The organism is Pectobacterium sp. 1950-15 (genome assembly GCF_037136835.1).
GTDB lineage: Bacteria > Pseudomonadota > Gammaproteobacteria > Enterobacterales > Enterobacteriaceae > Pectobacterium.
Genome location: NZ_JBBBQR010000016.1, coordinates 80,708 through 106,891, shown reverse-complemented (window position 1 = coordinate 106,891; position 26,184 = coordinate 80,708). Strand labels below are relative to the sequence as shown.

At 49.0% G+C, this 26,184-nt stretch carries 26 protein-coding genes; 20 read left to right on the top strand and 6 right to left on the bottom strand.

Features of this window, described 5'->3' with window-relative positions:
* Positions 1-39 precede the first annotated feature (39 nt).
* The gene (locus tag WCT94_RS16940) at positions 40-1,596 is read right to left on the bottom strand and encodes a TerC family protein (protein WP_336870519.1); all 1,557 of its coding nucleotides are present in this window, start codon (positions 1,594-1,596) and stop codon (positions 40-42) included.
* A 567-nt stretch (positions 1,597-2,163) separates the two neighbouring features.
* Between WCT94_RS16940 and manX the strand changes: the two genes are divergently transcribed.
* From manX to mntP, 5 genes are all read left to right on the top strand, one after another.
* The gene (gene manX / locus WCT94_RS16935) at positions 2,164-3,132 is read left to right on the top strand and encodes a PTS mannose transporter subunit IIAB (protein ID WP_336870516.1); all 969 of its coding nucleotides are present in this window, start codon (positions 2,164-2,166) and stop codon (positions 3,130-3,132) included.
* 197 nt (positions 3,133-3,329) lie between these two features.
* Positions 3,330-4,127 (top strand): PTS mannose/fructose/sorbose transporter subunit IIC, encoded by a 798-nt coding sequence (locus tag WCT94_RS16930; RefSeq protein WP_336870514.1) that lies wholly within the window; start codon positions 3,330-3,332, stop codon positions 4,125-4,127.
* A gap of 14 nt (positions 4,128-4,141) precedes the next feature.
* Entirely contained in the window at positions 4,142-4,984 is an 843-nt protein-coding gene (locus WCT94_RS16925; protein WP_336870513.1) for a PTS mannose transporter subunit IID, read from the top strand.
* Between the two features lie 78 nt (positions 4,985-5,062).
* A complete protein-coding gene (locus WCT94_RS16920; protein ID WP_336870511.1) occupies positions 5,063-5,521 on the top strand; it encodes a DUF986 family protein in 459 nt (152 codons plus the stop codon).
* Between the two features lie 423 nt (positions 5,522-5,944).
* Positions 5,945-6,517 (top strand): manganese efflux pump MntP, encoded by a 573-nt coding sequence (gene mntP / locus WCT94_RS16915; protein WP_110162947.1) that lies wholly within the window; start codon positions 5,945-5,947, stop codon positions 6,515-6,517.
* Positions 6,518-6,631: 114 nt separating this feature from the next.
* On the opposite strand, the gene rlmA is transcribed toward mntP, so the two are convergent.
* The 3 genes from rlmA to WCT94_RS16900 form a co-directional block, all read right to left on the bottom strand.
* Entirely contained in the window at positions 6,632-7,462 is an 831-nt protein-coding gene (rlmA, locus tag WCT94_RS16910) for a 23S rRNA (guanine(745)-N(1))-methyltransferase (RefSeq protein ID WP_336870510.1), read from the bottom strand.
* A gap of 107 nt (positions 7,463-7,569) precedes the next feature.
* Positions 7,570-7,779, bottom strand: a complete 210-nt coding sequence (gene cspE / locus WCT94_RS16905; protein ID WP_005968829.1) for a transcription antiterminator/RNA stability regulator CspE — start codon at positions 7,777-7,779, stop codon at positions 7,570-7,572.
* A gap of 41 nt (positions 7,780-7,820) precedes the next feature.
* Positions 7,821-7,937 (bottom strand): DUF2627 domain-containing protein, encoded by a 117-nt coding sequence (locus WCT94_RS16900; protein WP_085996916.1) that lies wholly within the window; start codon positions 7,935-7,937, stop codon positions 7,821-7,823.
* A 947-nt stretch (positions 7,938-8,884) separates the two neighbouring features.
* Here WCT94_RS16900 and WCT94_RS16895 point away from each other — a divergent pair.
* From WCT94_RS16895 to WCT94_RS16875, 5 genes are all read left to right on the top strand, one after another.
* On the top strand, positions 8,885-9,799 hold the full coding sequence (locus tag WCT94_RS16895; RefSeq protein WP_336870509.1) for a metal ABC transporter substrate-binding protein: 915 nt from the start codon (positions 8,885-8,887) through the stop codon (positions 9,797-9,799).
* Positions 9,796-10,686 carry a manganese/iron ABC transporter ATP-binding protein gene (locus WCT94_RS16890; protein WP_039556847.1) on the top strand — a complete coding sequence of 297 codons (891 nt, stop codon included), beginning with the start codon at positions 9,796-9,798 and terminating at the stop codon, positions 10,684-10,686. The genes WCT94_RS16895 and WCT94_RS16890 overlap by 4 nt, the downstream gene beginning before the upstream one ends.
* Positions 10,686-11,549, top strand: a complete 864-nt coding sequence (locus tag WCT94_RS16885; RefSeq protein ID WP_180776874.1) for a metal ABC transporter permease — start codon at positions 10,686-10,688, stop codon at positions 11,547-11,549. Before WCT94_RS16890 ends, WCT94_RS16885 begins: the two co-directional genes overlap by 1 nt.
* The gene (locus WCT94_RS16880; RefSeq protein ID WP_336870507.1) at positions 11,546-12,403 is read left to right on the top strand and encodes a metal ABC transporter permease; all 858 of its coding nucleotides are present in this window, start codon (positions 11,546-11,548) and stop codon (positions 12,401-12,403) included. The genes WCT94_RS16885 and WCT94_RS16880 overlap by 4 nt, the downstream gene beginning before the upstream one ends.
* 270 nt (positions 12,404-12,673) lie before the next feature.
* Positions 12,674-13,534, top strand: coding sequence for a fructosamine kinase family protein (locus WCT94_RS16875; protein ID WP_336870505.1), 861 nt, complete (start codon positions 12,674-12,676; stop codon positions 13,532-13,534).
* A 79-nt stretch (positions 13,535-13,613) separates the two neighbouring features.
* On the opposite strand, the gene WCT94_RS16870 is transcribed toward WCT94_RS16875, so the two are convergent.
* Positions 13,614-14,162 carry a YniB family protein gene (locus tag WCT94_RS16870; RefSeq protein WP_319847595.1) on the bottom strand — a complete coding sequence of 183 codons (549 nt, stop codon included), beginning with the start codon at positions 14,160-14,162 and terminating at the stop codon, positions 13,614-13,616.
* Between the two features lie 307 nt (positions 14,163-14,469).
* On the opposite strand from WCT94_RS16870, the gene hxpB reads away from it, so the two are divergent.
* The gene (hxpB, locus tag WCT94_RS16865) at positions 14,470-15,135 is read left to right on the top strand and encodes a hexitol phosphatase HxpB (RefSeq protein WP_336870501.1); all 666 of its coding nucleotides are present in this window, start codon (positions 14,470-14,472) and stop codon (positions 15,133-15,135) included.
* A gap of 101 nt (positions 15,136-15,236) precedes the next feature.
* Here hxpB and WCT94_RS16860 read toward each other — a convergent pair whose 3' ends face one another.
* Positions 15,237-15,569 (bottom strand): cupin domain-containing protein, encoded by a 333-nt coding sequence (locus tag WCT94_RS16860; RefSeq protein ID WP_010275594.1) that lies wholly within the window; start codon positions 15,567-15,569, stop codon positions 15,237-15,239.
* Positions 15,570-15,935: 366 nt separating this feature from the next.
* On the opposite strand from WCT94_RS16860, the gene kduI reads away from it, so the two are divergent.
* The 9 genes from kduI to paeX all read left to right on the top strand — a co-directional run bounded on the left by kduI (position 15,936) and on the right by paeX (position 26,080).
* A complete protein-coding gene (gene kduI / locus WCT94_RS16855; RefSeq protein ID WP_336870499.1) occupies positions 15,936-16,772 on the top strand; it encodes a 5-dehydro-4-deoxy-D-glucuronate isomerase in 837 nt (278 codons plus the stop codon).
* Between the two features lie 81 nt (positions 16,773-16,853).
* On the top strand, positions 16,854-17,615 hold the full coding sequence (gene kduD, locus WCT94_RS16850) for a 2-dehydro-3-deoxy-D-gluconate 5-dehydrogenase KduD (protein WP_039480559.1): 762 nt from the start codon (positions 16,854-16,856) through the stop codon (positions 17,613-17,615).
* Between the two features lie 272 nt (positions 17,616-17,887).
* Complete coding sequence (pelW, locus tag WCT94_RS16845; protein WP_336870498.1) at positions 17,888-19,519, top strand: pectate disaccharide-lyase PelW; 1,632 nt, start codon at positions 17,888-17,890, stop codon at positions 19,517-19,519.
* Positions 19,520-19,566: 47 nt separating this feature from the next.
* Positions 19,567-20,457: a carbohydrate ABC transporter permease gene (locus WCT94_RS16840; protein ID WP_005968854.1), complete on the top strand. Its 891-nt coding sequence runs from the start codon at positions 19,567-19,569 to the stop codon at positions 20,455-20,457.
* Complete coding sequence (locus WCT94_RS16835; protein WP_010299968.1) at positions 20,450-21,355, top strand: carbohydrate ABC transporter permease; 906 nt, start codon at positions 20,450-20,452, stop codon at positions 21,353-21,355. The genes WCT94_RS16840 and WCT94_RS16835 overlap by 8 nt, the downstream gene beginning before the upstream one ends.
* 13 nt (positions 21,356-21,368) lie before the next feature.
* Positions 21,369-22,496 carry an ABC transporter ATP-binding protein gene (locus WCT94_RS16830; protein WP_336870496.1) on the top strand — a complete coding sequence of 376 codons (1,128 nt, stop codon included), beginning with the start codon at positions 21,369-21,371 and terminating at the stop codon, positions 22,494-22,496.
* Positions 22,497-22,511: 15 nt separating this feature from the next.
* Positions 22,512-23,801 carry an ABC transporter substrate-binding protein gene (locus tag WCT94_RS16825; RefSeq protein ID WP_181844176.1) on the top strand — a complete coding sequence of 430 codons (1,290 nt, stop codon included), beginning with the start codon at positions 22,512-22,514 and terminating at the stop codon, positions 23,799-23,801.
* A 248-nt stretch (positions 23,802-24,049) separates the two neighbouring features.
* On the top strand, positions 24,050-24,763 hold the full coding sequence (locus WCT94_RS16820; RefSeq protein ID WP_336870495.1) for an oligogalacturonate-specific porin KdgM family protein: 714 nt from the start codon (positions 24,050-24,052) through the stop codon (positions 24,761-24,763).
* Positions 24,764-25,117: 354 nt separating this feature from the next.
* Positions 25,118-26,080, top strand: coding sequence for a pectin acetylesterase PaeX (gene paeX, locus WCT94_RS16815; protein WP_336870493.1), 963 nt, complete (start codon positions 25,118-25,120; stop codon positions 26,078-26,080).
* The last annotated feature ends 104 nt before the right edge of the window (positions 26,081-26,184 follow it).

Here is a 26,184-nt window from a genome sequence, read left to right as displayed (position 1 = left end):
TTGGCGGGGCTTTATTTTGCAATGACTTAGCGGATCGCATTACGCTTCTTCAGCGTCGTCCTCATCCACAATGCGTTCCACACGCACCAGATCGATACGGTATTCGGAAACCTCAACGATATGGAAGCGCAGGTGGTGCAATTCGATGATCTCGCCGACTTTCGGGAACTCATCACTGTGCGCCAGCAACAGGCCAGCCAGTGAAGCGTAATCTTCCTTCGGGTCAACCAGATCGCTGCTATCCACGACCTGCTGTAAGGCATGCAGGTCTGTTCCGCCCTTCACCAGCCAGCCTTCGCCGTCTGGAATGATATCCAGCGTTTCGTCTTCATCCGGGAACTCACCTGCAATCGCTTCCAGCACATCCAGCGGCGTAACCAACCCTTGCACCACGCCAAACTCGTTGGTGATGATAACCAGGCTGCCTTTCGCACGACGCAGAACGGGCAACAGGTTAATCACATCCAGCGTTTCGGGTACGACGATGGGCGGATTCGCCGCAGCGAAGCTTTCTACATCCGTCTGTGTTTCCAGCACCACCAGCAAATCCTTGGCACGGACGACGCCGATCAGTTCATCCAGAGAACCGCGGCATATTGGGAACAGGCTGTGAGGTGTATCCAGCAATTGCATACGGATCTGCTCGACAGAACTTTCACTATCCACCCAGGAAATTTCCGTACGTGGCGTCATCACGCTGCGCAGTGAACGCGACGCTAATGTCAGCACGCCGCTGATCATATTGCGCTCTTCCTCAGCAAACTCTTCTGTCGTGAGCTTCTTCTGAGGTTCATCCGCATCCAGATCGTCCGTGTTTTTCCGTGAACCCATCAGGCGCAGAATGGCCTCTGCGGTACGCTCACGCAAAGGACGATGCGACTGGTGTTTCATAAAGTTATGACGGGCAATCTGGTTAAACAGTTCGATCAGAATAGAGAAACCAATCGCAGCGTACAGGTAGCCTTTCGGAATGTGGAAGCCAAGACCTTCCGCCATCAGGCTCAAACCAATCATCAGCAAGAAGCTGAGACACAGGACAACCACCGTTGGATGCTCGTTGACGAATCGGGTCAGTGGCTTAGAAGCAATCAGCATGACACCCATCGCGATGATCACTGCCGTCATCATCACGCCCAGATGATCGACCATGCCCACCGCGGTAATCACGGCATCCAGCGAGAACACGGCATCCAGCACGACAATCTGCGCCACCACGGCCCAGAAACTCGCATGGGCGCGATTCCCATTGCCGTCGTGCGTTTTATTCTCTAGCCGTTCATGTAGCTCCATCGTAGCTTTGAACAAGAGGAACACACCGCCGAACAGCAAAATCAGGTCACGACCCGAGAAGCTGAAATCACCAAGGCTAAACAGTGGACGCGTCAGTGTGACCATCCAGGAAATCAAAGACAACAGGCCCAGACGCATTAACAGCGCCAGGCTTAAACCGATAATGCGGGCTTTATCTCGCTGTTTGGGGGGTAATTTATCCGCCAAAATGGCGATAAACACCAAATTGTCGATACCCAGAACAATTTCAAGTACCACCAGCGTCAATAAGCCTGCCCAGATTGAAGGATCTAGCAAAAATTCCATGTCAGACTCCAGAAAATGAACGAGCAGATGACATCAATGCATGAGCCGCATTGAATGGTAATAAAAAGAGTTGATATGAATCAGAGAGATTCTGAATGTGGTCTGAGTGACCAGCTGAGTACAGAAAACCGCCAGCATTAGCGGGGAAACAGAGAACGTTTTGTCGGTGACAGTCCATGGGAAGGGCTGATGCCCGGTGCTCCTAAGCAATTTAAGGGACGTTTACTCTAACAGGTTGTTACCAATTTTCACAAAGAATTTCGTCGTCCGGCTTCGCATTGATAACACGCTCAAATTTTCCGCTTCTGCACTCTTTTAGCCTCCCGCTTAACTGGTCAGCATTAGAGCATCATCACACTATTTATTTTTTCGATAACTAAAATAAATCTGTCAGTCACGATTTCTCGCCTGACAACCTGGAGGAACACAGTGAATGTCATGAATCCACGGTAAATTTTTTTCTTGCAGCCATACTAATACCGCGACGGTTAACGTTCAGTGGCTGAACGTTAACCCTGTTTCCTGACACATTGACTCTTTTTGATCGTGAACGTGAGGAGGTAGCAAGTGAGTATTGCAATCATGTTATGCACTCACGGCGCCACTGCGGGACCGCTGTTAAAGACAGCAGAAATGATCCTTGGCGAGCAAAGCAATATCGCCTGGATCGATTTCGTCCCTGGAGAAAACGCCGAAACATTGATAGAAAAATATCAGGAAAAACTCACACAGTTAGACACATCGCAAGGCGTGCTGTTTCTCGTTGATACCTGGGGCGGTAGCCCATTCAACGCGGCCAGCCGTCTCGTCACCAGTAAGGAAAACCATGACGTTATCGCCGGCGTCAATATTCCCATGCTGGCGGAAACCTTTATGGCTCGGGATGATAATCCGTCCTTTTCCGATTTGGTTTCTATCGCTCTGGAAGCCGGCAGGGATGGCGTAAAAGCGCTGAAGCATCAGGATACGCCCAAAGCCGCGCCCCCTTCTCCTCCACCACCGCCAAAAGCCAAGGCAGCCCCCACACCAGCAGGCTCCGGTGAACACATGAAGATCGGATTGGCGCGTATCGATGACCGTCTGATTCATGGTCAGGTCGCCACCCGCTGGACGAAAGAAACCAATGTTTCGCGCATTATTGTCGTCAGCGATGAAGTCGCCGCCGATAACGTGCGTAAAACGTTGCTGACTCAGGTTGCGCCACCGGGCGTTACCGCTCACGTGGTGGATGTCGCCAAAGCCGTCCGTGTCTACGACAACCCCAAATATGCCGCCGACCGGGTGATGCTGTTGTTCACCAATCCGACGGATGTATTAACGCTGATCGAGAATGGCGTAAAAATCACCTCGGTTAATATTGGCGGGATGGCATTCAAACAGGGGAAAACGCAGGTCAATAATGCCGTTTCTATCGATGAGAAGGATATCACTGCATTCCGAGAATTAGATAAACGCGGAATTGAATTGGAGGTTCGGAAAGTTTCAACCGATACCCGGCTCAAAATGATGGATTTAATTAACAAAATGCCGCGCTGATCCCCATCGCAATGCGAATGTGATTAACGCGAACGTCACCATCGATAATAGCTTTATAGACCTGACGATTTTCAAGATAGGTATTTATGTCGATATTGAAAAGCTTTATGCCGACATAGACAACTTTACGTTGACATTGAAAAACAACGGGGATGGCGATTTATTTTTACTCAGACACATTTTATAGGAGAAGTACGATGGAGATTACCACACTTCAAATTGTGCTGATATTTCTCGTCGCGTGTGTTTCGGGGATGGGTTCAATTCTTGATGAATTCCAATTCCACCGTCCACTCGTCGCCTGTACGCTGATTGGCGCAGTATTAGGTGATTTAAAAACCGGGATCATTATTGGCGGTACGCTGGAAATGATCGCGTTAGGCTGGATGAACATCGGTGCAGCTGTCGCACCAGATGCGGCTCTGGCCTCCATTATTTCAACCATTCTGGTTATCGCCGGTGGTCAGGGGATCGGCGCAGGGATTGCTCTGGCCATTCCGCTTGCTGCCGCTGGGCAAGTATTAACCATCATTGTTCGTACCATCACCGTTGCGTTCCAGCATGCGGCAGACAGCGCAGCAGAGCGAGGTAACCTGACGGCAATCAGTTGGATTCACGTCTCTGCCCTGCTGCTACAGGCCATGCGTATCGCGATTCCTGCAGTAATCGTTGCCGTTTCCGTTGGTACCGATGCCGTTCACGCGCTGCTGAACTCCATCCCGGAAGTGGTGACCAACGGTCTGAATATCGCCGGGGGCATGATTGTCGTCGTCGGTTACGCGATGGTCATCAACATGATGCGCGCGGGCTACCTGATGCCGTTCTTCTATCTTGGCTTTGTGACCGCCGCGTTCACCCAGTTTAACCTGGTGGCGCTGGGCGTAATCGGTATTGTGATGGCGGTGCTGTATATCCAGCTCAGCCCGAAATATAACAAGGTTCAAGGTCAGCCGGTTTCATCAGGCAATAACGACCTTGATAACGAACTGGATTAACAGGAGTGAGCAAAATGGTCGAAAACACGAATGTCAAAAAACTCACTGACAGCGACATCCGCGCGGTGTTTATCCGTTCCAACCTGTTTCAAGGCTCCTGGAACTTTGAACGTATGCAGGCACTCGGCTTCTGTTTTTCCATGGTGCCGGTAATTCGCCGTCTTTATCCTGAAAACTCGGAAGAGCGTAAACAGGCGATCAAGCGCCATCTGGAGTTCTTCAATACACAGCCGTTTGTTGCGGCTCCGGTACTCGGCGTAACGATGGCGATGGAAGAGCAACGCGCGAATGGCGCTCCCATTGATGACGCGGCAATAAACGGCCTGAAAGTCGGGCTGATGGGGCCACTGGCTGGCGTCGGCGACCCAATATTCTGGGGCACCGCCCGTCCGGTATTCGCCGCACTGGGTGCGGGGATTGCCATGAGCGGCAGCCTGTTAGGGCCAGTCCTCTTCTTCGTTCTGTTTAACCTGGTTCGCCTGCTGGTTCGTTACTACGGCGTCGCCTATGGCTACCGTAAAGGGATCGATATCGTCAGCGATATGGGCGGCGGTTTCCTGCAAAAAATGACCGAGTCAGCCTCTATTCTCGGCCTGTTCGTCATGGGGGCATTGGTCAATAAATGGACTCACGTCAACATTCCGATGGTGGTGTCGACGGTGACGAACCAGAACGGGGAAACCACGGTGACCACCGTTCAGTCTATCCTTGACCAGCTTATGCCGGGGCTCGTTCCCCTACTGCTGACGTTCGGCTGTATGTGGCTGTTACGACGCAAGGTAAACGCACTGTGGCTGATTATGGGCTTCTTCGCCATTGGTATCTTCGGATACTGGATCGGCCTGCTCGGCGTGTAATAGTCAATGGCCGGGTGCTAATACGCCCGGCCATTCTTTATGACAAATATGGATGCTTAACGAGCAAGGATAATACGGATGACAATGACGGATATTACGCTGGTCGTGTTGATTGCGTTAGCACTGGTTTATGCCATCTATGATGAGTTCATCATGGATAAACTCAAGGGGAAAACCCAGCTCCTCGTCCCTCTGAAACGGACGAATCGGCTCGATACACTAATTTTTATCGGCTTAGTAGGGATTCTTATTTATCAGAATGTGATGAGTAATGGCGCTATTCTTACCACCTATCTTTTGATTTCTCTGGCCTTCATGGCGTGTTATCTAGCCTATATTCGTCGCCCTAAACTGGTTTTTAAATCAACCGGCTTCTTTTATGCGAATATATTCATTCCTTATACCAGAATTAAAAATATGAATTTATCTGAGGATGGCATATTAGTCATCGATCTTGAGAAACGGCGTTTATTGATACAGGTTACCCAGCTCGATGATTTAGAAAAAATATATAAATTTATGATTGAGAATCAATAAGGTAAACTTATCAGGCGAATTATTTTAAATAACCACAAATAGACACCTCGTTTTATGGTGGTATTTTAACCCCAATAACCTTGACGTTATTTTATACGATTAGTCAATTTCAATAACCAAATGAAAATAATTATCAATTGCATCATTAACACGTAAAACTTTTAGTGTTGTTTATCGCATAAATAATATGTTAAGGTTGCGCCGTCATTGGGGAGTAGCCGATTTCTGATTAATTAATACTCACAATAATTCATCAGAAATGCTCGTATCAACATACTCGTTTATCTTCTGTTATCGGAGCATAGACGTGGTGCGGGCGGCCAAGCGTGATTGGCAGGCGAGACCATAGACACGTAAGATCGTCATTCGGGTTGGGGATGATCTGCGTGTATATGGTTAATCGTCCAGCCGAGGCTATTTACAATGAATATGTCAGCAACACTTATCCTAGCATTTGGTATGTCAATGGATGCCTTCGCCGCGTCAATCGGTAAAGGTGCCGTCCTGCACAATCCTCGTTTCCGCGATGCCATCCGTACCGGGCTCATTTTTGGCGTTATCGAGGCAATCACCCCGCTGATCGGTTGGGCACTGGGTTTCTTTGCCAGCCAATATATTCTCGAATGGGATCACTGGGTTGCGTTTACGCTGCTATTGATTCTTGGCGGCCGTATGGTCGTTGAGGGGCTCAAAGGTTCTTCAGACTGTCGCTGCGAAAAAGTCAAAAATCATAGTCTGGCGTTGCTAATCTGCACCGCGGTCGCCACCAGCTTAGATGCCATGGCAATCGGCGTCGGTCTGGCTTTCCTTCAGGTAAATATTTTCCATACCGCAATGGTGATTGGCTGCGCCACCATGATTATGGTGACACTCGGTATGATGATTGGTCGCTACATCGGCCCGATTCTCGGTAAAAAAGCGGAAGTGATTGGCGGGTTGGTTCTGATTGGTATCGGCTGTAACATCCTGTACGAGCACCTCGGCTACGCCGCCTGATATCGCCGTCATACTTCACGTTGCATGACAAAACGTGAAGTATTTAGGGTATAAAACACATTTTACATCAACGGGCAGCCCGACTATCGCGCTGCCCGTTTTTATTCTTCTCGATTAAGCGACGACGTCGCTATCAACACGCTGATGCAAGCGGATAATAAAATCCGTTTCACAGCTAAATGCGGCAGCGGCACGCAATCGCTCGCTAACGTCCGGCGTTGCCCGCCAGGCAAAAGGCGTCATCTGCAATAGCGCCGCAGCCTCGTTCCCGGATAGCTGCATCGGGTACGCGAGCACTTGCTGATCCATAAGCTGAAAGCCGACGAGCGCTTCGTCTTTGCTCGGGTGCAATAACACCTCATCGTAGACTTCCGCTTTCAGTTGATAAAGATGTCGAGGCCCTGGAGACACCGTCACCACCCAACCGCCAACCTTAATGGTGCGCTGTAGCTCCGCGTCGTTACACGGCGCGTAAATTTTTACCACAGCATCAAGGGAGGCGTCGCGAAAAGGCAGTCTCTGGCTGGATGCAACGCAAAACTCAACGTTTTCATACCGTTTTGCCGCACGCTGAATCGCCGCTTTGGACACATCCAGTCCGTAAATCGTCATCGTTCTGTGCGAGGTAAGACGCTGCGCCAGTTCCGCGGTGTAATACCCCTCGCCACAGCCGATATCCAACAGCGCAGCGGCGTCATCCGCCACAATAGCGTCAACGTGTTGCGCCACGGCGTCGCGTAACGGTTGATAGTGACCGGCTTCCAGAAAGCTGCGCCGTGCCTGCATCATTTCAGCACTATCGCCTGGCTGTTTTGAACGCTTAAACTGTACCGGCAAGAGGTTGACGTACCCTTCTTTCGCACAGTCAAAGCTATGTTTACCACACGTCCATTGCCGCGGGTGTCGCTCCAGAGGTAACTGGCATAGCGGACACTGATAACTCATCGGCACATTTTCCTCATTAAAAACGTCTTTATTGCGTTACGGGTAAAGATAAAATGCAGACAACAAAAAACCCGCACCATGGCGGGTTTTGCAACAGAGCTGTAAAATTACAGCGCAGTGACGTTTACTGCGGAAGGACCTTTCTGGCCATCCTGAATTTCGAATTCTACGTTCTGGCCTTCAGCCAGAGTTTTGAAGCCGTTGCCTTGAATTGCAGAGAAGTGTACGAATACATCTTTGCTGCCGTCAGCAGGAGTGATGAAACCAAAGCCTTTAGACTCGTTGAACCACTTAACCTGACCTTTAATCTTTGCCATTTCAAATATTTCCTTTAATTGTTTAAACCGCCAAAAAGGCGTTATACAGACAAACCAAAGTCGTTACTGCTTGAGGCACTAAGATAAGGATCGGCAGAGAAGCAGCATGCAACGCTAAAGGTTGTACTTAAGTCTTCTTTACTGAAAATGCCATTCATATACAGAACTGTACCTCGTTTTACCCAGAAGCGTTATTACACACTATGTAATCGATGGCAAGGCCTTTTTTATCAGTCGTGGACATGCCGCACAAATTCACGTCATCCCTGATTCATTAATACACGATAATGTTCGCTGACGCCTATATTCACAGGCTGCTTCTGACACCGCGCAATAAGCGCACGACAGATTCTATTATGCAAAAAAATACGCGACAGCCGTCCCATTTCTGGCACAGGCGCACCAGCAATCATAACAAAAAGCTATAATTGGCGTGCAACCACGAAGGGATATTGAACATTAACAACAAGCGTGCCGACAGCAGCCACGCTTATATCAATGTTTAAAATCGATTGTCATTTTTATGCTATCTATATCTTTTGCATTAATACATTACATAATAGAAATTATTTATGCCCTAACCTTTCGTTGCGTCAGGAATTAACTTGTTTGAACCAATAACACTAATAATGCTATCAAAAAAGTCAATAAGACCAAACTTGCCAGCTTCCAACGTCGTTCTGATTTTGTGCTCATATCGCTTACAACCCTTTAGTATAAACTAGAGACATCTCTCACAATCTTTATGATTTATCGGCAGCCATTGTTATTTTCTTAAGGCTGCATCAGATTTCTCTCTCTTTTTGACGCAAATTTCGCCATGTGTATAACTATGTATAGTCACGCGACAGTTCACTACCGTTACCGTTAGACTTTCGTTGTAACCTTAAGTACGATTCATTAAATTAAAGCAACATTTCTGTTACTAAAGGAGCATGATGCGTTCCTTACCCGCGCAAGCACGTGCTACGAGCCTGCGAACAGTGATTTTTTGTGTCATGAGACACCCTCCAATATTGACTCCCCGCCCTTCTCTGCCCCTTGACTTAAATGATATTGATAATTATTCTCAAGTAACACTTTCACGGTTTGTAAGGATATTCGCATGATTGGTTTTCACGCCCGTTTTCCTGCCCTGTTCCGTCGCATCGCGCTGCCGTGCGCCTTACTGCTTTTAGCCAATGCATCCGCTCAGGCGGCTGAAAAGCTTAAAGTCATCACCACCTTTACCATCATTCAGGATATCGCACAGAATATTGCTGGCGATGCCGCAACGGTCGAGTCCATTACCAAGCCCGGCGCAGAAATTCATGATTATCAACCGACACCGCGCGATATTGTTAAAACACAGTCTGCGCAGTTGGTACTGTGGAATGGGATGAATCTTGAGCGCTGGTTTACGCGCTTTTTCGAAAACGTAAAAAATGTACCCGCCGTTGTGGTAACGGAAGGCATCACACCACTTCCTATCCGCGAAGGTGCCTATAATGGCAATCCAAACCCACATGCCTGGATGTCCCCCTCCAATGCATTAATCTATATTGAAAATATCCGCAAAGGCCTGGTGCAAGCCGATCCTGCCAATGCAGAGACGTATAATCGTAACGCCAAAGCCTATGCGGAAAAAATTAAGGCTCTCGACGCACCGCTGCGTGAGCGTCTCTCCCGCATCCCAGAACAGCAGCGCTGGTTAGTCACCAGTGAAGGTGCATTCAGCTATCTGGCGAAAGATTATCAGTTCAATGAAGTCTATCTCTGGCCAATCAATGCCGACGAGCAAGGGTCGCCACAACAGGTTCGTCGAGTTATCGATACCGTGCGTGAGAAGGCTATCCCTGTGGTCTTCAGCGAAAGCACCGTTTCCGATAAACCGGCAAAACAGGTGAGTAAAGAAACGGGGGCGAAATACGGCGGCGTGCTGTATGTTGATTCGCTGTCTACAGAAAAAGGCCCAGTGCCAACCTATATCGACCTGTTAAAAGTGACGGTGGAAACCATCGCGAAAGGATTTAATCAATGAGTAGCGATCGAGCAGTACAGTCATTAGAAGTCAATGATGTTTCGGTTACTTACAGCAACGGGCATCAGGCTATTCGCCATGCTTCTTTTTCCCTGACCGGCGGTACAATTTGCGCCTTGGTTGGCGTAAACGGCAGTGGAAAATCAACGTTGTTCAAAAGCATCATGGGATTGGTCAAACCAACCTCAGGGCAGGTACTGCTCAACCAGCAACCCATTTATCAGGCGCTGAAACAGAATCTGGTTGCTTATGTTCCACAAACAGAGGATGTGGACTGGAATTTTCCCGTTCTGGTTTCCGACGTCGTCATGATGGGGCGCTACGGGCGGATGAATTTCCTGCGCATCCCGAGTAAGCAAGATCGCACCATTGTGGCGGAATCGCTGGAGCGCGTAGGGCTATCGACGCTGCAACATCGCCAAATCGGTGAACTCTCCGGCGGACAGAAAAAACGCGTGTTTCTGGCGCGGGCGTTGGCTCAACAAGGCAGCGTATTGCTGCTGGATGAGCCTTTCACCGGCGTCGACGTTAAAACGGAGAACGCCATTATCGATCTGCTGCGCACCTTGCGCGATGAAGGCCATTTGATTTTGGTGGCGACCCATAACCTCGGCAGCGTTCCTGAGTTTTGCGACAACGTTATTTTAGTCAATCGTACCGTTTTAGCCGCAGGCCCCACGCACAGCACCTTTACCCAGAGCAATTTGGAGAAAACGTTCGGTGGCGTTCTGCGACACATCAATCTCGGAGGATCTCATCTTCACGATGATGACGATGTTCGCTCGGTGACGGTGCTGACAGACGATGAACGTCCGGCCGTGTTTTATGGTTCAACCAAGAGCGATCCTCCTGCGTCACGCGCCATACCGGAGGAGAAAAAGCCCTGATGATCGATATCCTGTTGCAGCCATTCAGCTATAACTACATGGTCAAAGCGATCTGGGTCAGCGCGATTGTCGGCGGCGTGTGCGCTTTTCTTTCGGCGTACCTGATGCTGAAAGGCTGGTCGCTGATGGGCGATGCCCTCTCCCACTCCGTCGTCCCCGGTGTCGCGGGTGCCTATGCATTGGGCCTGCCCTACGCTGCCGGTGCATTTTTTACCGGTATGCTCGCCGCGCTGGCGATGACGCTCATCCGTCACATTACCCGATTGCGCGAAGATGCGATTATCGGCTTTATTTTCTCAACGTTTTTCGCTGTCGGTCTGCTGATCATTTCGCTTAATCCGACATCGGTTAACGTGCAGTCCATCATTTTCGGCAATATTTTGGGCATTGCCGACGAAGATATTCTGCAAGTTGAAATCATCATCGGCGTGACGTTCCTGATTCTCTGCCTGCTGTGGAAAGATCTGCTAGCCGTGTTCTTCGATGAAAATCACGCCCGTTCGATTGGCCTTTCTCCGCTGAAGCTGAAAATTCTGTTCTTTACGCTGTTGAGCGCCTGTACGGTTGCAGCGTTGCAAACCGTCGGGGCGATTTTGGTAATCGCAATGGTAATTACACCGGGTGCCACTGCTTACCTGCTCACCGATCGGTTTGGTCGTCTGGTTGTGATTTCTATTGCACTGGGCGCCATTACCAGCGCCGTGGGCGCGTATCTGAGCTTTTTCCTTGATGGTGCAACCGGCGGCGTGATTGTCACCTTGCAAACCGTCGTCTTCCTGTTGGCGTTTGTCTTTGCCCCCAAACATGGGTTGCTGGCATCGCGCCGCCTGCGGCTACGCGATCAATCAGGAGATGCGTTATGACGCTAATGAGCTGGTTACTCGATCCCCTGTCTTATCCATTCATGCAACGTGCGTTACTCGCCGCCGTCGTCACGGGTACGGTCTGCGCGGTCTTGTCATGCTATCTGGTGCTAAAAGGCTGGTCGCTAATGGGTGATGCCATTTCCCATGCCGTGCTGCCCGGTATCGTTGTCGCGTTTTTACTGGGGATCCCGCTGGTCATCGGCGCTTTCGTTTCCGGTATTTTTTGTGCGGTAGCGACGGGATACGTGAAAGAGCACAGCCGGGTCAAAGAAGATACGGTAATGGGGATCATCTTTTCCGGTATGTTTGCGCTGGGGCTCGTCATGTTTGCGCGCATCGATACCGATCAGCACCTGAACCACATTCTGTTTGGTAACGTGCTGGGCATCACTCAGCAAGAACTGACGCAAATCTTACTGATTGCCGGCGTGACGCTGGGCATTGTGTTGTTAAAACGGCGAGATTTCATGCTGTACTGCTTCGACCCCAATCATGCCCGCGTCATCGGCCTGCCCGTTAAGCTGCTGCACTATGGGTTGCTGAGCCTGCTGGCAATGACGATTGTCGCATCACTACAGGCCGTCGGCGTTATTCTGGTGATTGCGATGCTGATTGCGCCGGGCATTATTGCCTTCATGGTCTGCAAGCGCTTCGAGCGTATGGTGCTTGTCGCCACGCTGGTTTCTGTCATTTCCTGTATTGCTGGCACCTTGATCAGTTTCTATATCGATGGCGCGACAGGCCCTTGTATCGTCATCGTTCAGGCCCTGTTCTTCACGCTGGCGCTGACGTACCACCAGCTAAAACTGCGTCGTCAGTCGGCATCTCAGGTTGTCACCGACGCGTTATAGCGCTTACTCGCTGCAAGCCTCTTAGCCTGACGTAACCGGAAGACCGCTGCCGGTTACGTCACTTATGCCTATCTCACATCTTCATCCCGCGGATTGAGCATCATCCTAACCCCGCTATTTTTAATTCCGACTATACTTGTTTCTCGCTATCTGCGCCTATTGTTATCAGTGTGCTATAGATTCCATTTTTATTGCGCTCAATGGGTTACCGTAAACGAATCACCCCAGTGAATAGCAGGGTATCGGCAACATCAACGGGAGGATGACCTTATGTGGCAAGCTATCAGCCGACTTTTGGAAGAGCATCACGGTACTGCGGATATTCAGGAACACCGCGAACTGCCCGGTGGTGAAATACATCCAGTCTGGTATGTCCGTTACGGCGATCATGACGTCTTCGTAAAATGCGATAGTCGTGAAATGTTGGCTAAATTCACCGCTGAAGCCGATCAACTGCACCTGCTGAGTCGCAGCAATACCGTGCGTGTGCCAGCTGTTTATGGTGTCGGTAGTTCACGCGATCACAGCTTCCTGCTTCTGCAATTCCTGCCCGTTAAACCGTTGGATGCCCACAGTGCCTGGTGTCTGGGCGAACAGTTAGCTCGCCTGCACCAGTGGAGCGATCAGCCGCAGTTTGGGCTGGATTTCGACAACGACCTCTCAACCACGCCTCAGCCAAACAGCTGGCAGCGGCGCTGGGCGACCTTTTTTGCCGAACAGCGTATTGGGTGGCAGTTACAGTTGGCTGCGGAAAAAGGGATGCACTTTGGTCACATTGAAACGCTAATCGCTCGCGTTGAGGAACGTCTGACGGGGCATCAGCCTCAGCCTTCGCTCTTGCACGGTGACCTATGGCCAGATAACTGTGCGAATAGTCAGGATGGCGCTTATCTGTTCGATCCGGCCTGCTATTGGGGGGACAGAGAATGCGACTTAGCGATGCTGCCGCGTTATCCAGCCCTGCCCGCACAGATTTATGATGGCTACCAGAGCGTGTGGCCGCTGGATAAAGGCTTTATCGATCGCCAGCCTATTTACCAGATTTATTATCTGCTGAACCGCGCCAATCTTTTCGGCGGTAAACACATCGTTGAGGCGCAGCAGCTCATTGAGCGGCAGCTTTTAATTTAGTGAAAGACTGTTGTTCTAAGATGAGAGGTTGGACAGGAAGGATACGGAGTCTGGCGCAGCGATTGCGCCAGACCGTCACTCAGACGGGTAGTCCTAACAAGCGCAGCACCAGATAACCGACACCAGCGATAATCACTGGCAGAATATAAAGCGGAAAGAATTGCACGAAAATCGTATGTCCCGGGACAATGACACGTGATTCCAACGTCTCACGCGTGTTCCCGCCATCCCCTTTCATCTTCTCCAGAATCAGTTGATCTTCAATGCCTTCCTTTATTGCCTTCGCCTGACGAGACATCCGGGCACCCGAAACCTGCAAAGCCAGGCCAATAAAAATCAGGATGTAGATCAGCCAAAACATCAGCGTCGCGGCACTAAAAAAGCGCGTAAAATCCGGCACCGGCGAATTGAACCAAAAAATGTTCAGGAAAGGTGTATTAAAGCGCACCATGTCGACCATCAAATGCAGGAAATCCAGGAGAACAGCGTCAATGCCCTGTTTTTTCTGGGTATACGCGTAGAGATAGTTAGCCAGCGAGACGAAAGTTGAAAGCAGCGCGGGAATAAAAAGGATCCATCCGGCAATGCGTTTAACGACGGCAATACGGCCAGCCTGTTGATACGTCATGAGAACCCCTTCTTAGCGACGCAACATCGGTAATATATCGTTTTAGTACGACGGGTAGCCTACTGTAAGTTTACGCGCAGTCAACACTTTATCTCCCGCACAGCCAGATCAGCCACAATGGCGGTGCAACCTCGTCATCCTTCACTCTGCATGAATGTTTTGGTTGTTATTCGGCCCCATGGGCCTCACCCAGACGGGGCAGCGCTTCGCCTTATTCAAAGCGCTGGCATTTCATCCTGCAACTCGACTTCTTTAGGGTATAGTTTACCATTAAATTTCCTTTTTCTTTGCTGACGGAGCCAGTGGTATGTCCTTTGATTCTTCTATACGAGCGACGATTTTCGATATGGATGGGCTGCTGATTGATTCAGAACCATTGTGGGATAAAGCAGAGCTAGAAGTGATCGCCTCGCTGGGCGTTGATATTTCATTGCGACACACAATGAAAGACACGCTGGGCCTGCGCATCGATATGGTTGTTGAACTTTGGTATCAGCACTCGCCCTGGACGACACCAAGCCGGGACGAGGTTGTTCGCCGTATTATCGCTCGCGCTACCGAACTCGTTGCCGAACAGCGCCCGCTCCTGCCCGGTGTCGAGCATGCGCTGCAGCTGTGCCGTGAACAGAATCTCAAAATTGGACTGGCTTCCGCTTCGCCGCTCCACATGCAGCAGCAGGTGCTGCGCATGTTTAACCTGGATCACTACTTTGATGTCTTAATGTCAGCCGAAGCGCTGCCGTATAGCAAACCGCACCCTGAAGTGTACTTGAATGCAGCAAATGCGCTCGGCGTTTCTCCCACGCAATGCGTGACGCTGGAAGATTCGGTGAATGGCATGATCGCCACCAAAGCGGCACGCATGCGTTCCATCGTTATTCCGCAGGCCGAGTTCCGCGCTGACGCACGCTGGACGCTAGCCGACTATAAGCTGGATTCTCTGGGTCAACTGGCCGCTGAACACGTAATGTAGGCGCATTGGTGTGGAAATAAAGAAGCGGAAAGGTAGAAAAGCAGGCGCTGCGGGAGATGGGGAAAGCGTGGTCAGCCAATGGACTGACCACGCTTTAGGTATTACAGGAAATCAGCGCGCTTAGGCGAGAAAGCATCGATCAGAACGCTGCCATCTTCCAGCGAGACCACGCCGTGCATCTCGTTTTTCACCGCCAGATAGGCGTCGCCAGTTTTCAGGATACGTTTTTCACCTTCGATCACAACTTCAAAGCTGCCAGCGGCAACATAAGCAATCTGATCGTGAATTTCATGAAAATGCGGCGTACCAATGGCCCCTTTATCAAAGTGCACGTAGACCATCATCAGCTCATCGCTCCAGGTCATGATCTTACGTTTAATGCCACCGCCCAGCTCTTCCCACGGCGTTTCATCATCAATAAAGTATCTTCTCATTATCATCTCTCCTCTAACGCTTGTATTGCCCATACCTTCTATTGCGTCAACAAACCGTGCACGACAACGAGTGTATGACTATGGATTGCGACATTTTAGCCACATCAGTACCAGAAGAAACATAAAATAAGCAAAACCATGACGGCCCTCAAGAAATAAATAAAACATTATTTCATTTTTATTGAATTCACATCCCATCCAAACTATCATCCCGCATAACAAGAAAGAACCGGGCACGTTGAGGAACAGGTGACGTTGTCACTGCCACGCAACATCATCTGTTTCGCCCGGCGCTTTCACCAGGAATGATTCCTGCGTCAGGAACCGCGCCTGATTTTTGTTTTTCTCTGAAAGAGAGGCTAAGCAATGCAAGTTCGTCAAAGCATTCACAGCGATCACGCGAAGCAACTGGATACCGCCGGTCTACGTCGTGAATTCCTGATCGAGCAGATTTTTTCTGCCGATGCCTACACTATGACCTATAGCCACATCGACCGAATCATCGTCGGTGGCATTATGCCCCTACACAGCGCCGTGACGATTGGCGGTGAAGTGGGCAAACAACTCGGCGTCAGCTATTTTCTGGAACGTCGCGAATTCGGCGCCATCAACATTGGCGGCGCAGGCATCGTGACTGTCGATGGCGAACGCTATGACGTGGGTAATGAAGAAGCAATCTATGTTGGTATGGGCGTGAAAGACGTGCAATTTACCAGCGCCGATGCGGCTAATCCCGCCAAGTTTTACTACAACAGCGCGCCAGCACATACGACATACCCTACCCGCAAGATTACTCAGGCTGACGCCTCACCACAAACGGTGGGTGAAGATGCCAGTTGTAATCGCCGTACGATTAATAAATACATCGTTCCCGATGTATTGCCGACCTGCCAGCTCACGATGGGATTAACCAAGCTGGCCGAAGGCAGCCTATGGAACACCATGCCTTGTCATACGCATGAGCGCCGAATGGAAGTCTATTTCTATTTTGACATGGACGATGAAACGGCCGTTTTCCACATGATGGGGCAACCGCAAGAAACCCGTCACATAGTTATAAAAAACGAGCAGGCGGTGATTTCACCGAGCTGGTCGATTCATTCCGGTGTTGGCACCAGACGCTACACCTTCATCTGGGGCATGGTTGGCGAGAATCAGGTTTTCGGTGACATGGATCACGTCAAGGTTAGCGAGTTACGTTAATCGCTTTCAACCGGAAGTACCGGTGTTCCCTACAGTAACAGCTAACGACTAATTATTGTCGCTTATAGAGAGATTAGAGATATGATTTTAAATTCTTTTGATTTGCAAGGTAAAGTTGCTCTTATCACTGGTTGTGATACGGGTTTGGGTCAGGGTATGGCTATCGGTCTGGCACAAGCCGGTTGTGATATCGTCGGCGTCAACATCGTTGAACCGAAAGACACCATCGAAAAAGTCACTGCACTGGGGCGCCGTTTCCTGAGCCTGACCGCTGACATGAGCAACGTCGCTGGTCATGCTGAACTGGTAGAAAAAGCCGTTGCTGAATTTGGTCACGTTGACATTCTGGTTAACAACGCCGGTATCATCCGTCGTGAAGATGCGATCGATTTCAGCGAGAAAAACTGGGACGACGTAATGAACCTGAACATTAAGAGCGTGTTCTTTATGTCTCAGACCGTTGCGCGCCAGTTCATCAAACAAGGTAAAGGCGGCAAGATCATCAACATCGCGTCTATGCTGTCCTTCCAGGGTGGTATCCGCGTACCTTCTTATACCGCGTCAAAAAGCGCCGTTATGGGTGTAACGCGTTTGATGGCGAACGAGTGGGCAAAACACGGTATCAACGTCAACGCAATTGCGCCGGGATATATGGCTACCAACAATACCCAGCAGTTGCGCGCCGATGAAGAACGCAGCAAAGAAATTCTGGATCGTATCCCGGCAGGCCGTTGGGGCTTACCGCAGGACCTGATGGGCCCATCAGTGTTCCTGGCTTCCAGCGCATCTGACTACATCAACGGTTACACGATTGCTGTTGATGGTGGCTGGCTGGCTCGCTAAGCGCAGTTTTTCTTAGCGGCATTTCGCCAACTTGCGATAAAAAGCACAATTTCGGTTGTGCTTTTTATTTATTTTTCAAGTCGTTATTTCTTTTTTCACGATTCTTCCTCCTGCCAAAATCCTTTCTTAAAAAAAATCAAAACAACGTTCCGACTTTGATCACACTTTCGATATTGCGTGCATGACGACAAGGTTAATAGCGCAATATAATCAATCAAAACAGTGTTTCTATTTATAAGGAACTGTTCCACGGTTCCATAAGAAGGTACTCCATGAGTATTTTTGAAAACTTATACACCAGCAGGAAATCGCAGCTCGACGAATGGGTTGCTGCACTTGATAGCCACATTGCTTGCGTTCAGGATAAAGGCCGCAGCCAAACTCAGCCGACATTATTATTGGCCGACGGCTTTGATGTGGAAAACTATGCCCCTGTGGTGTGGCAATTCCCAGATGGGCACAGCGCACCTATTTCTAATTTTGCCAGCCAGCAAAACTGGCTCAGAACGCTGTGCGCCATGAGCGTTGTTACGGGTAATGATATTTACCAACAGCACGCTATCGCACAAAGCGAATATTTCCTGGATCACTTCGTTGATGATAATAGCGGTCTGTTCTACTGGGGCGGTCACCGTTTTATTAATCTGGATACATTGGACGGCGAAGGACCAGAATCCAAAGCTCAGGTGCATGAATTAAAGCACCACCTGCCCTATTACGCGCTATTGCACCGTGTGAATGCGGAAAAGACGCTGAATTTCTTTCAGGGTTTCTGGAACGCGCACGTTGAAGACTGGGAATCACTGGATCTGGGTCGCCATGGCGATTACAGCAAGAAACGCGATCCGAATGTTTTCCTGCATGCCCGCCATGACGTCGTCGATCCGGCACAGTGGCCTGTTCTGCCGTTAACGAAAGGGCTGACTTTTGTTAATGCCGGCACAGACCTGATTTATGCCGCATTCAAGTATGCAGAATACACGGGCGATAGCCACGCCGCGGCCTGGGGTAAGCACCTTTATCGCCAATACGTGTTGGCGCGCAATCCTGAAACCGGTATGCCCGTTTACCAGTTCAGCTCACCACAGCAGCGCCAGCCGGTACCGGAAGACGATAACCAGACGCAATCCTGGTTTGGCGATCGCGCTCAACGCCAGTTTGGCCCAGAGTTTGGTGCAATCGCACGTGAAGCCAATGTGCTATTCCGCGATATGCGCCCCCTGCTGATTGATAACCCACTGGCAATGCTGGATATTCTCCGCACGCAGCCCGATGCCGAAATGCTGGATTGGGTTATTTCAGGGTTAAAAAATTACTACCAGTACGCCTATGATGTCACCAGCAATACGCTGCGCCCGATGTGGAACAACGGTCAGGACATGACCGGCTACCGTTTTAAACGTGATGGCTACTACGGCAAAGCAGGGACGGAGTTAAAACCGTTCGCATTAGAAGGTGACTACTTATTACCGCTGGTTCGGGCTTATCGCCTGAGCGGTGATGAGGACCTGTACGCACTGGTTAACACCATGCTGACGCGACTGAATAAAGAAGACATTCAATCCATCGCCAGCCCGTTACTGTTGTTAACCGTCATCGAACTGGCCGATCACAAGCAATCAGAATCCTGGGCACATTACGCCGCGCAGTTAGCTGACGTTTTGTTTGAACAACATTTCCATCGTGGTCTGTTTGTTCGCTCCGCACAGCATCGTTATGTTCGTCTGGATGATACCTATCCGCTGGCTTTACTGACTTTCGTTGCCGCCTGTCGCAACAAATTAAACGATATCCCGCCGTACCTGACACAGGGTGGATATGTTCACGGTGATTTTCACGTTAACGGGGAAAATAGAATTGTTTATGACGTGGAATTAATTTATCCAGAGTTATTAACAGCTTAATTTTATGTTTTTTTTAATGGTTCACAATTAATCAATAGGTAAGCATTATGAATGAAAACAGAATGCTGGGGTTAGCCTATATCTCCCCCTATATTATAGGGCTGATAGTTTTTACCGCTTTCCCCTTTGTTTCGTCATTTATCCTCAGTTTTACTGAGTATGACTTGATCAATCCGCCTGAATTTACGGGACTAGAAAACTATCACCGTATGTTCCTGGAAGATGATCTCTTTTGGAAATCAATGGGCGTTACCTTTGCCTATGTATTTCTGACCATTCCATTGAAATTAATCTTCGCACTGTTAATTGCGTTTGTACTTAATTTCAAATTACGTGGTATCGGTTTCTTCCGTACTGCTTACTATGTGCCTTCTATTCTGGGCAGCAGCGTAGCAATCGCCGTATTGTGGCGTGCACTGTTCGCCATCGATGGTTTGTTAAACAGCTTCCTCGGCGTGTTTGGCTTTGACGCCATCAACTGGCTGGGCGAACCGTCTCTGGCACTGATGTCGGTAACGCTGTTGCGCGTCTGGCAGTTCGGTTCCGCGATGGTGATCTTCCTGGCTGCATTGCAGAACGTTCCGCAATCACAGTATGAAGCGGCAATGATCGACGGCGCATCCAAATGGCAGATGTTCCTGAAAGTAACGGTACCGCTGATTACACCAGTTATCTTCTTTAACTTTATCATGCAGACCACTCAGGCATTCCAGGAGTTTACGGCACCTTACGTCATCACTGGCGGCGGTCCAACGCACTACACCTACCTGTTCTCGCTCTATATCTATGATACGGCGTTCAAGTATTTCGATATGGGCTACGGTGCTGCGCTGGCATGGGTTCTGTTCCTGGTTGTTGCAGTATTTGCGTCTATCTCCTTTAAGTCGTCGAAATACTGGGTGTTCTACTCCGCTGATAAAGGAGGAAAAAATGGCTGACATGCATTCAAACCTGACTACAGCACAAGAAGTTGCTGCTGCAGAAGTACGCCGCACGCTGCGTAAAGAAAAACTCAGTGCCGCTATCCGTTACGTGATACTGCTGTTTGTTGGTTTACTGATGCTTTATCCATTGGCGTGGATGTTCTCGGCGTCGTTCAAACCGAACCACGAGATTTTCACTACGTTGGGTCTGTGGCCTGCTCACGCCACCTGGGACGGTTTCGTTAACGGTTGGAAAACCGGTACGGAATACAATTTCGGTCATTACATGATCAACACTTTCCAGTATGTGATTCCGAAAGTGGTTCTGACCGTCATCTCCTCGGTAATTGTGGCTTATGGTTTCGCTCGCTTTGACATTCCGTGGAAGAATTTCTGGTTTGCCACGCTGATTGCCACCATGCTGCTACCAAGCACCGTGTTACTGATTCCTCAGTACCTCATGTTCCGCGAAATGGGCATGCTGAACAGCTATCTGCCACTGTACTTGCCGGTCGCGTTTGCAACACAAGGGTTCTTTGTGTTCATGCTGATCCAGTTCCTGCGTGGTGTACCACGTGATATGGAAGAAGCGGCACAGATCGATGGCTGTAACTCTTTCCAGGTTCTGTGGTATGTGGTCGTGCCGATTTTGAAACCAGCCATCATCTCTGTTGCGCTGTTCCAGTTCATGTGGTCAATGAACGACTTCATCGGTCCGCTGATTTATGTTTATAGCGTGGATAAATATCCGATTGCGCTGGCGCTGAAAATGTCTATCGACGTTACTGAAGGCGCTCCGTGGAATGAAATTCTGGCCATGTCCAGCATCTCCATTCTGCCATCCATCATTGTTTTCTTCCTGGCACAGCGCTATTTCGTACAAGGCGTGACCAGCAGCGGAATTAAAGGTTAATAGAGGATTTATCATGGCTGAAGTTATTTTCAATAAACTGGAAAAAGTATACTCCAACGGTTTCAAAGCCGTTCACGGCATCGACCTGACGATTAAAGACGGCGAATTCATGGTTATCGTCGGCCCGTCTGGCTGTGCGAAATCCACCACGCTGCGCATGCTGGCAGGCCTGGAAACCATTAGCGGCGGTGAAGTTCGCATCGGTGAACGCGTTGTTAACAATCTGGCGCCAAAAGAGCGTGGGATTGCGATGGTGTTCCAGAACTATGCCCTCTACCCTCACATGACGGTAAAAGAGAACCTGGCGTTTGGTCTGAAACTGAGCAAAATTCCTAAAGAGCAAATTGAAGCGCAGGTAGCAGAAGCGGCCAAAATTCTGGAACTGGAAGAACTGATGGATCGTTTGCCGCGCCAGCTGTCTGGTGGTCAGGCTCAGCGTGTGGCCGTAGGCCGCGCTATCGTAAAAAAACCAGATGTGTTCCTGTTTGACGAACCGTTGTCAAACCTGGATGCCAAACTGCGTGCTTCCATGCGTATCCGTATTTCTGACCTGCATAAGCAGTTGAAGAAAAGCGGTAAAGCGGCGACAAGCGTATATGTTACCCACGATCAGACTGAAGCAATGACCATGGGTGACCGTATCTGCGTGATGAAACTCGGTCACATCATGCAGGTCGATACGCCGGATAACCTGTACCACTTCCCTGTCAACATGTTCGTTGCGGGCTTCATTGGCTCACCAGAAATGAACATTAAGCCGTGCAAACTGGTCGAGAAAGACGGCCAGGTTGGCGTTGTTGTGGGTAATAACGCGCTGGTGTTAAGTGCTGAAAAACAAGATAAAGTGCGCAGCTATATCGGACAAGACGTATTCTTCGGTGTTCGCCCAGACTATGTTTCCGTGTCAGATACGCCATTTGAAGGCAGCCACTCACAGGGTGAGCTGGTTCGCGTAGAAAACATGGGTCACGAATTCTTTATGTACATTAAAGTCGATGGCTTTGAATTAACCAGCCGCATTCCTTATGACGAAGGTCGGCTGATTATCGAGAAGGGACTGCATCGTCCGGTATATTTCCAGTTCGACATGGAAAAATGCCATATTTTTGATGCAAAAACAGAAAAAAATATCTCTCTTTAACAGGAGTAGTAACCGATGAAAAAAGCGATCCTACACACGTTAATAGCTTCATCTCTGGCGTTAGTGGCAATGCCGTCTTTGGCCGCTGATAATGTGGAATTGAGAATGTCATGGTGGGGCGGCAACAGCCGTCACCAGCAGACGCTCAAAGCCATTGAAGAGTTCCATAAGCAGCATCCAAACATCACCGTTAAAGCAGAATACACTGGCTGGGATGGTCACCTGTCTCGTCTGACAACGCAGATTGCCGGTAATACCGAGCCAGATGTGATGCAGACCAACTGGAACTGGCTGCCGATTTTCTCTAAAAACGGCGATGGTTTTTACGATCTGAACAAGGTTAAAGATTCTCTGGATCTGACCCAGTTTGAATCCAAAGAACTGCAAAACACCACGGTCAACGGCAAACTGAACGGTATTCCAATTTCCGTTACGGCTCGCGTGTTCTATTTCAACACCGAAAGCTGGAAAAAAGCCGGTCTGGAATATCCAAAAACGTGGGACGAGTTGCTGAACGCCGGTAAAGTGTTCAAAGAAAAACTGGGCGACCAATACTACCCTATCGTGTTGGAACACCAGGATTCTCTGGCACTGCTGAACTCTTATATGGTTCAGAAATACAACATTCCAGCGATTGATGTAAAAGGTCAGAAATTCGCCTATACCGATGCGCAATGGGCTGAATTCTTTGGCATGTATAAAAAACTGATCGACAGCCATGTCATGCCTGATGCGAAGTACTATGCCTCTTTCGGCAAGAGCAACATGTATGAAATGAAGCCATGGATCACTGGCGAATGGTCTGGTACTTACATGTGGAACTCCACCATTACCAAGTACTCTGACAACCTGCAACCACCAGCAAAACTGGAATTGGGTAGCTACCCAATGCTGCCAGGTGCGAAAGATGCCGGCTTGTTCTTCAAACCTGCACAGATGCTGTCTATCGGTAAATCAACTAAGTATCCTAAAGAATCTGCTCAGTTGATCAACTTCCTGCTGAACAGCAAAGAAGGTGCTCAGGCTCTGGGTCTGGAACGTGGTGTTCCGTTGAGTAAAGCGGCTGTTGCTCAGTTGACTGCTGATGGCGTCATCAAAGACGATGCACCAGCGGTTGCCGGCTTGAAACTGGCGCTGTCTCTGCCACATGACGTTGCCGTTTCTCCTTATTTCGACGATCCACAAATCGTTTCTCTGTTTGGTGATACCATCCAGTCTATCGATTACGGTCAGAAATCTGTGGAAGACGCAGCGAAATACTTCCAGCGTCAATCTGAGCGTATTCTGAAACGCGCAATGAAATAATGTAGCACCTGATTTACCCTGTAATTCATCCCTGCCGTACTGACGGCAGGGATTTTTCATTTAAATTAAAACAACCGTTATATTCAACTCGATCTCCCTCACAATTTGAAACCCCATTTTACTTTTTGTTACTCAAGACGATCTCGATCACAGAACGTAGTTTAATAATAAATAAAATAGAACTTGTCCCAAAAAGCATAATGCGCGTTTTTTATTAAGCAATATCCTAACCAATAGGGAATATAACAATGAAATTTAAATTATTAGCTCTGGCAGTTACGTCATTAATTAGTGTGAATGCAATGGCTGTAACAATCGATTACCGTCATGAAATGAAAGACACCCCGAAAGCCGAACATAAAGATCGTTTATCGATGTCTCATCGTTTCGCTAATGGTTTTGGTTTGTCTGTTGAAGCTAAATGGGCACAATCGGGTAAAGACAATAAACCTAACAAACCCTTTAATGAAACCGTCAGCAACGGTACAGAAGTCGTTGCCAGCTATGTTTACAACATCAACAAAACCTTCTCGCTGGAACCAGGTTTCTCTTTAGATTCAAGCTCTACCTCCAACAACTACCGCCCATACCTGCGCGGTAAAGTCAATATCACCGACGATCTGTCCACTTCTCTGCGCTACCGCCCATACTACAAGCGTAATAGCGATAAAATCGGCAGCTCTTCATCAACACAAGAGAATGGTTATAACCTGACCGCTGTTGTTAGCTATAAATTCCTGAAAGATTTTCAGGTTGATTATGAGCTGGATTACAAAAAAGCGAATAAAGCAGGTCAGTACCAATACGACAATGAAACATATAATTTTGACCACGATGTAAAATTGTCCTACAAATTGGATAAAAACTGGAAGCCTTATATGGCGGTAGGTAACGTTGCAGAATCTGGTACGAGCGATCATCGTCAAACTCGTTACCGTGTTGGTGTGCAATACAGCTTCTAATAACGGCCTTATTATTTAAATAAGCGTTATAAGTTGGCAAAAGGGATGTTAGTGTTAATTGATTCACCCAGTTTTATTTTTTATCATTAACATCTCTTTATTATGTCCGTAGTAGGTTTAGCAAGTTAGTTACGTTTCGTTGTTACATGTGGTGTCGTTAAATGCGATTTAGCTGCATGCGTTTTAGCTGTTGGAATTGCTGTGTCTGATTTACCCTCTTCGTGTATGAATGTTATTTCTTTATTAAAATTTGCGGTTCAGGGTGGTCATTTTTTCTCCGATGTGATGGCTACCCTATTTTTTTACCACCGCCCAACGATTTCTCCCCTCCTTCCCTTTGTCAGGTGATCTATCATGATTGTTCGTTCTCTGCTTGTCGGGGCCATTATGATGTCTGTAAATGGATTCAGTTACGCCCAACCTGTTTTTCCTGTCTGGCCACACGGCGAAGCGCCAGGAGCCTCTTCTTCAACGGCACAGCCGCAACTGGTCGAACGAAGCAAAGATCCCTCTCTTCCCGATCGGGCAGCAACCGGTATTCGCAGCCCCGAAATTACCGTTTATCCAGCAGAGAAGCCCAACGGCATGGCATTGCTCATTACACCAGGCGGATCTTACCAGCGCGTGGTGTTGGATAAGGAAGGCAGCGATCTGGCCCCTTTCTTTAATCAGCAGGGATACACCCTTTTTGTGATGACCTACCGTATGCCCGGTGAAGGCCATAAAGAAGGCGCTGATGCTCCATTGGCCGATGCACAGCGTGCTATCAGAACCCTGAGAGCCAACGCCGAGAAGTGGCACATTAACCCACAGCGCATCGGTATTATGGGATTCTCCGCCGGTGGTCATGTTGCTGCCAGCCTGGGAACCCGATTCGCCCAGTCCGTTTACCCCGCAACAGATGCCATTGATAACGTAAGTGCACGTCCTGATTTCATGGTGTTGATGTACCCCGTGATTTCAATGCAGGCGGATATTGCGCATGCAGGCTCGCGCAAGCAATTAATCGGCGAACAGCCGACGGAAGCGCAGGTCGTTCGTTACTCTCCAGAGAAACAGGTTACCGCGCAAACGCCCCCTACGTTTCTGGTGCATGCGGTTGATGACCCTTCGGTATCGGTTGATAACAGTTTGGTGATGTTCAGCGCGCTGCGGGCAAAACAGATTCCGGTTGAAATGCATCTCTTTGAGAAAGGTAAGCACGGTTTCGGCCTGCGTGGCACCAAAGGACTGCCCGCCGCTGCCTGGCCTCAGTTACTGGACAACTGGCTGCGTGTTTTACCAGTAAGCAACGAACAGCCGAAACCTGCGCCATAAAAGGCGGCACGCACACCCTAGTCGACATAAATCGTTACGCCGTCACCGCTTCCGCAGGCAGGAATAATCTTTTATACTGTATAAAATAACAGTTTTATTTGAGA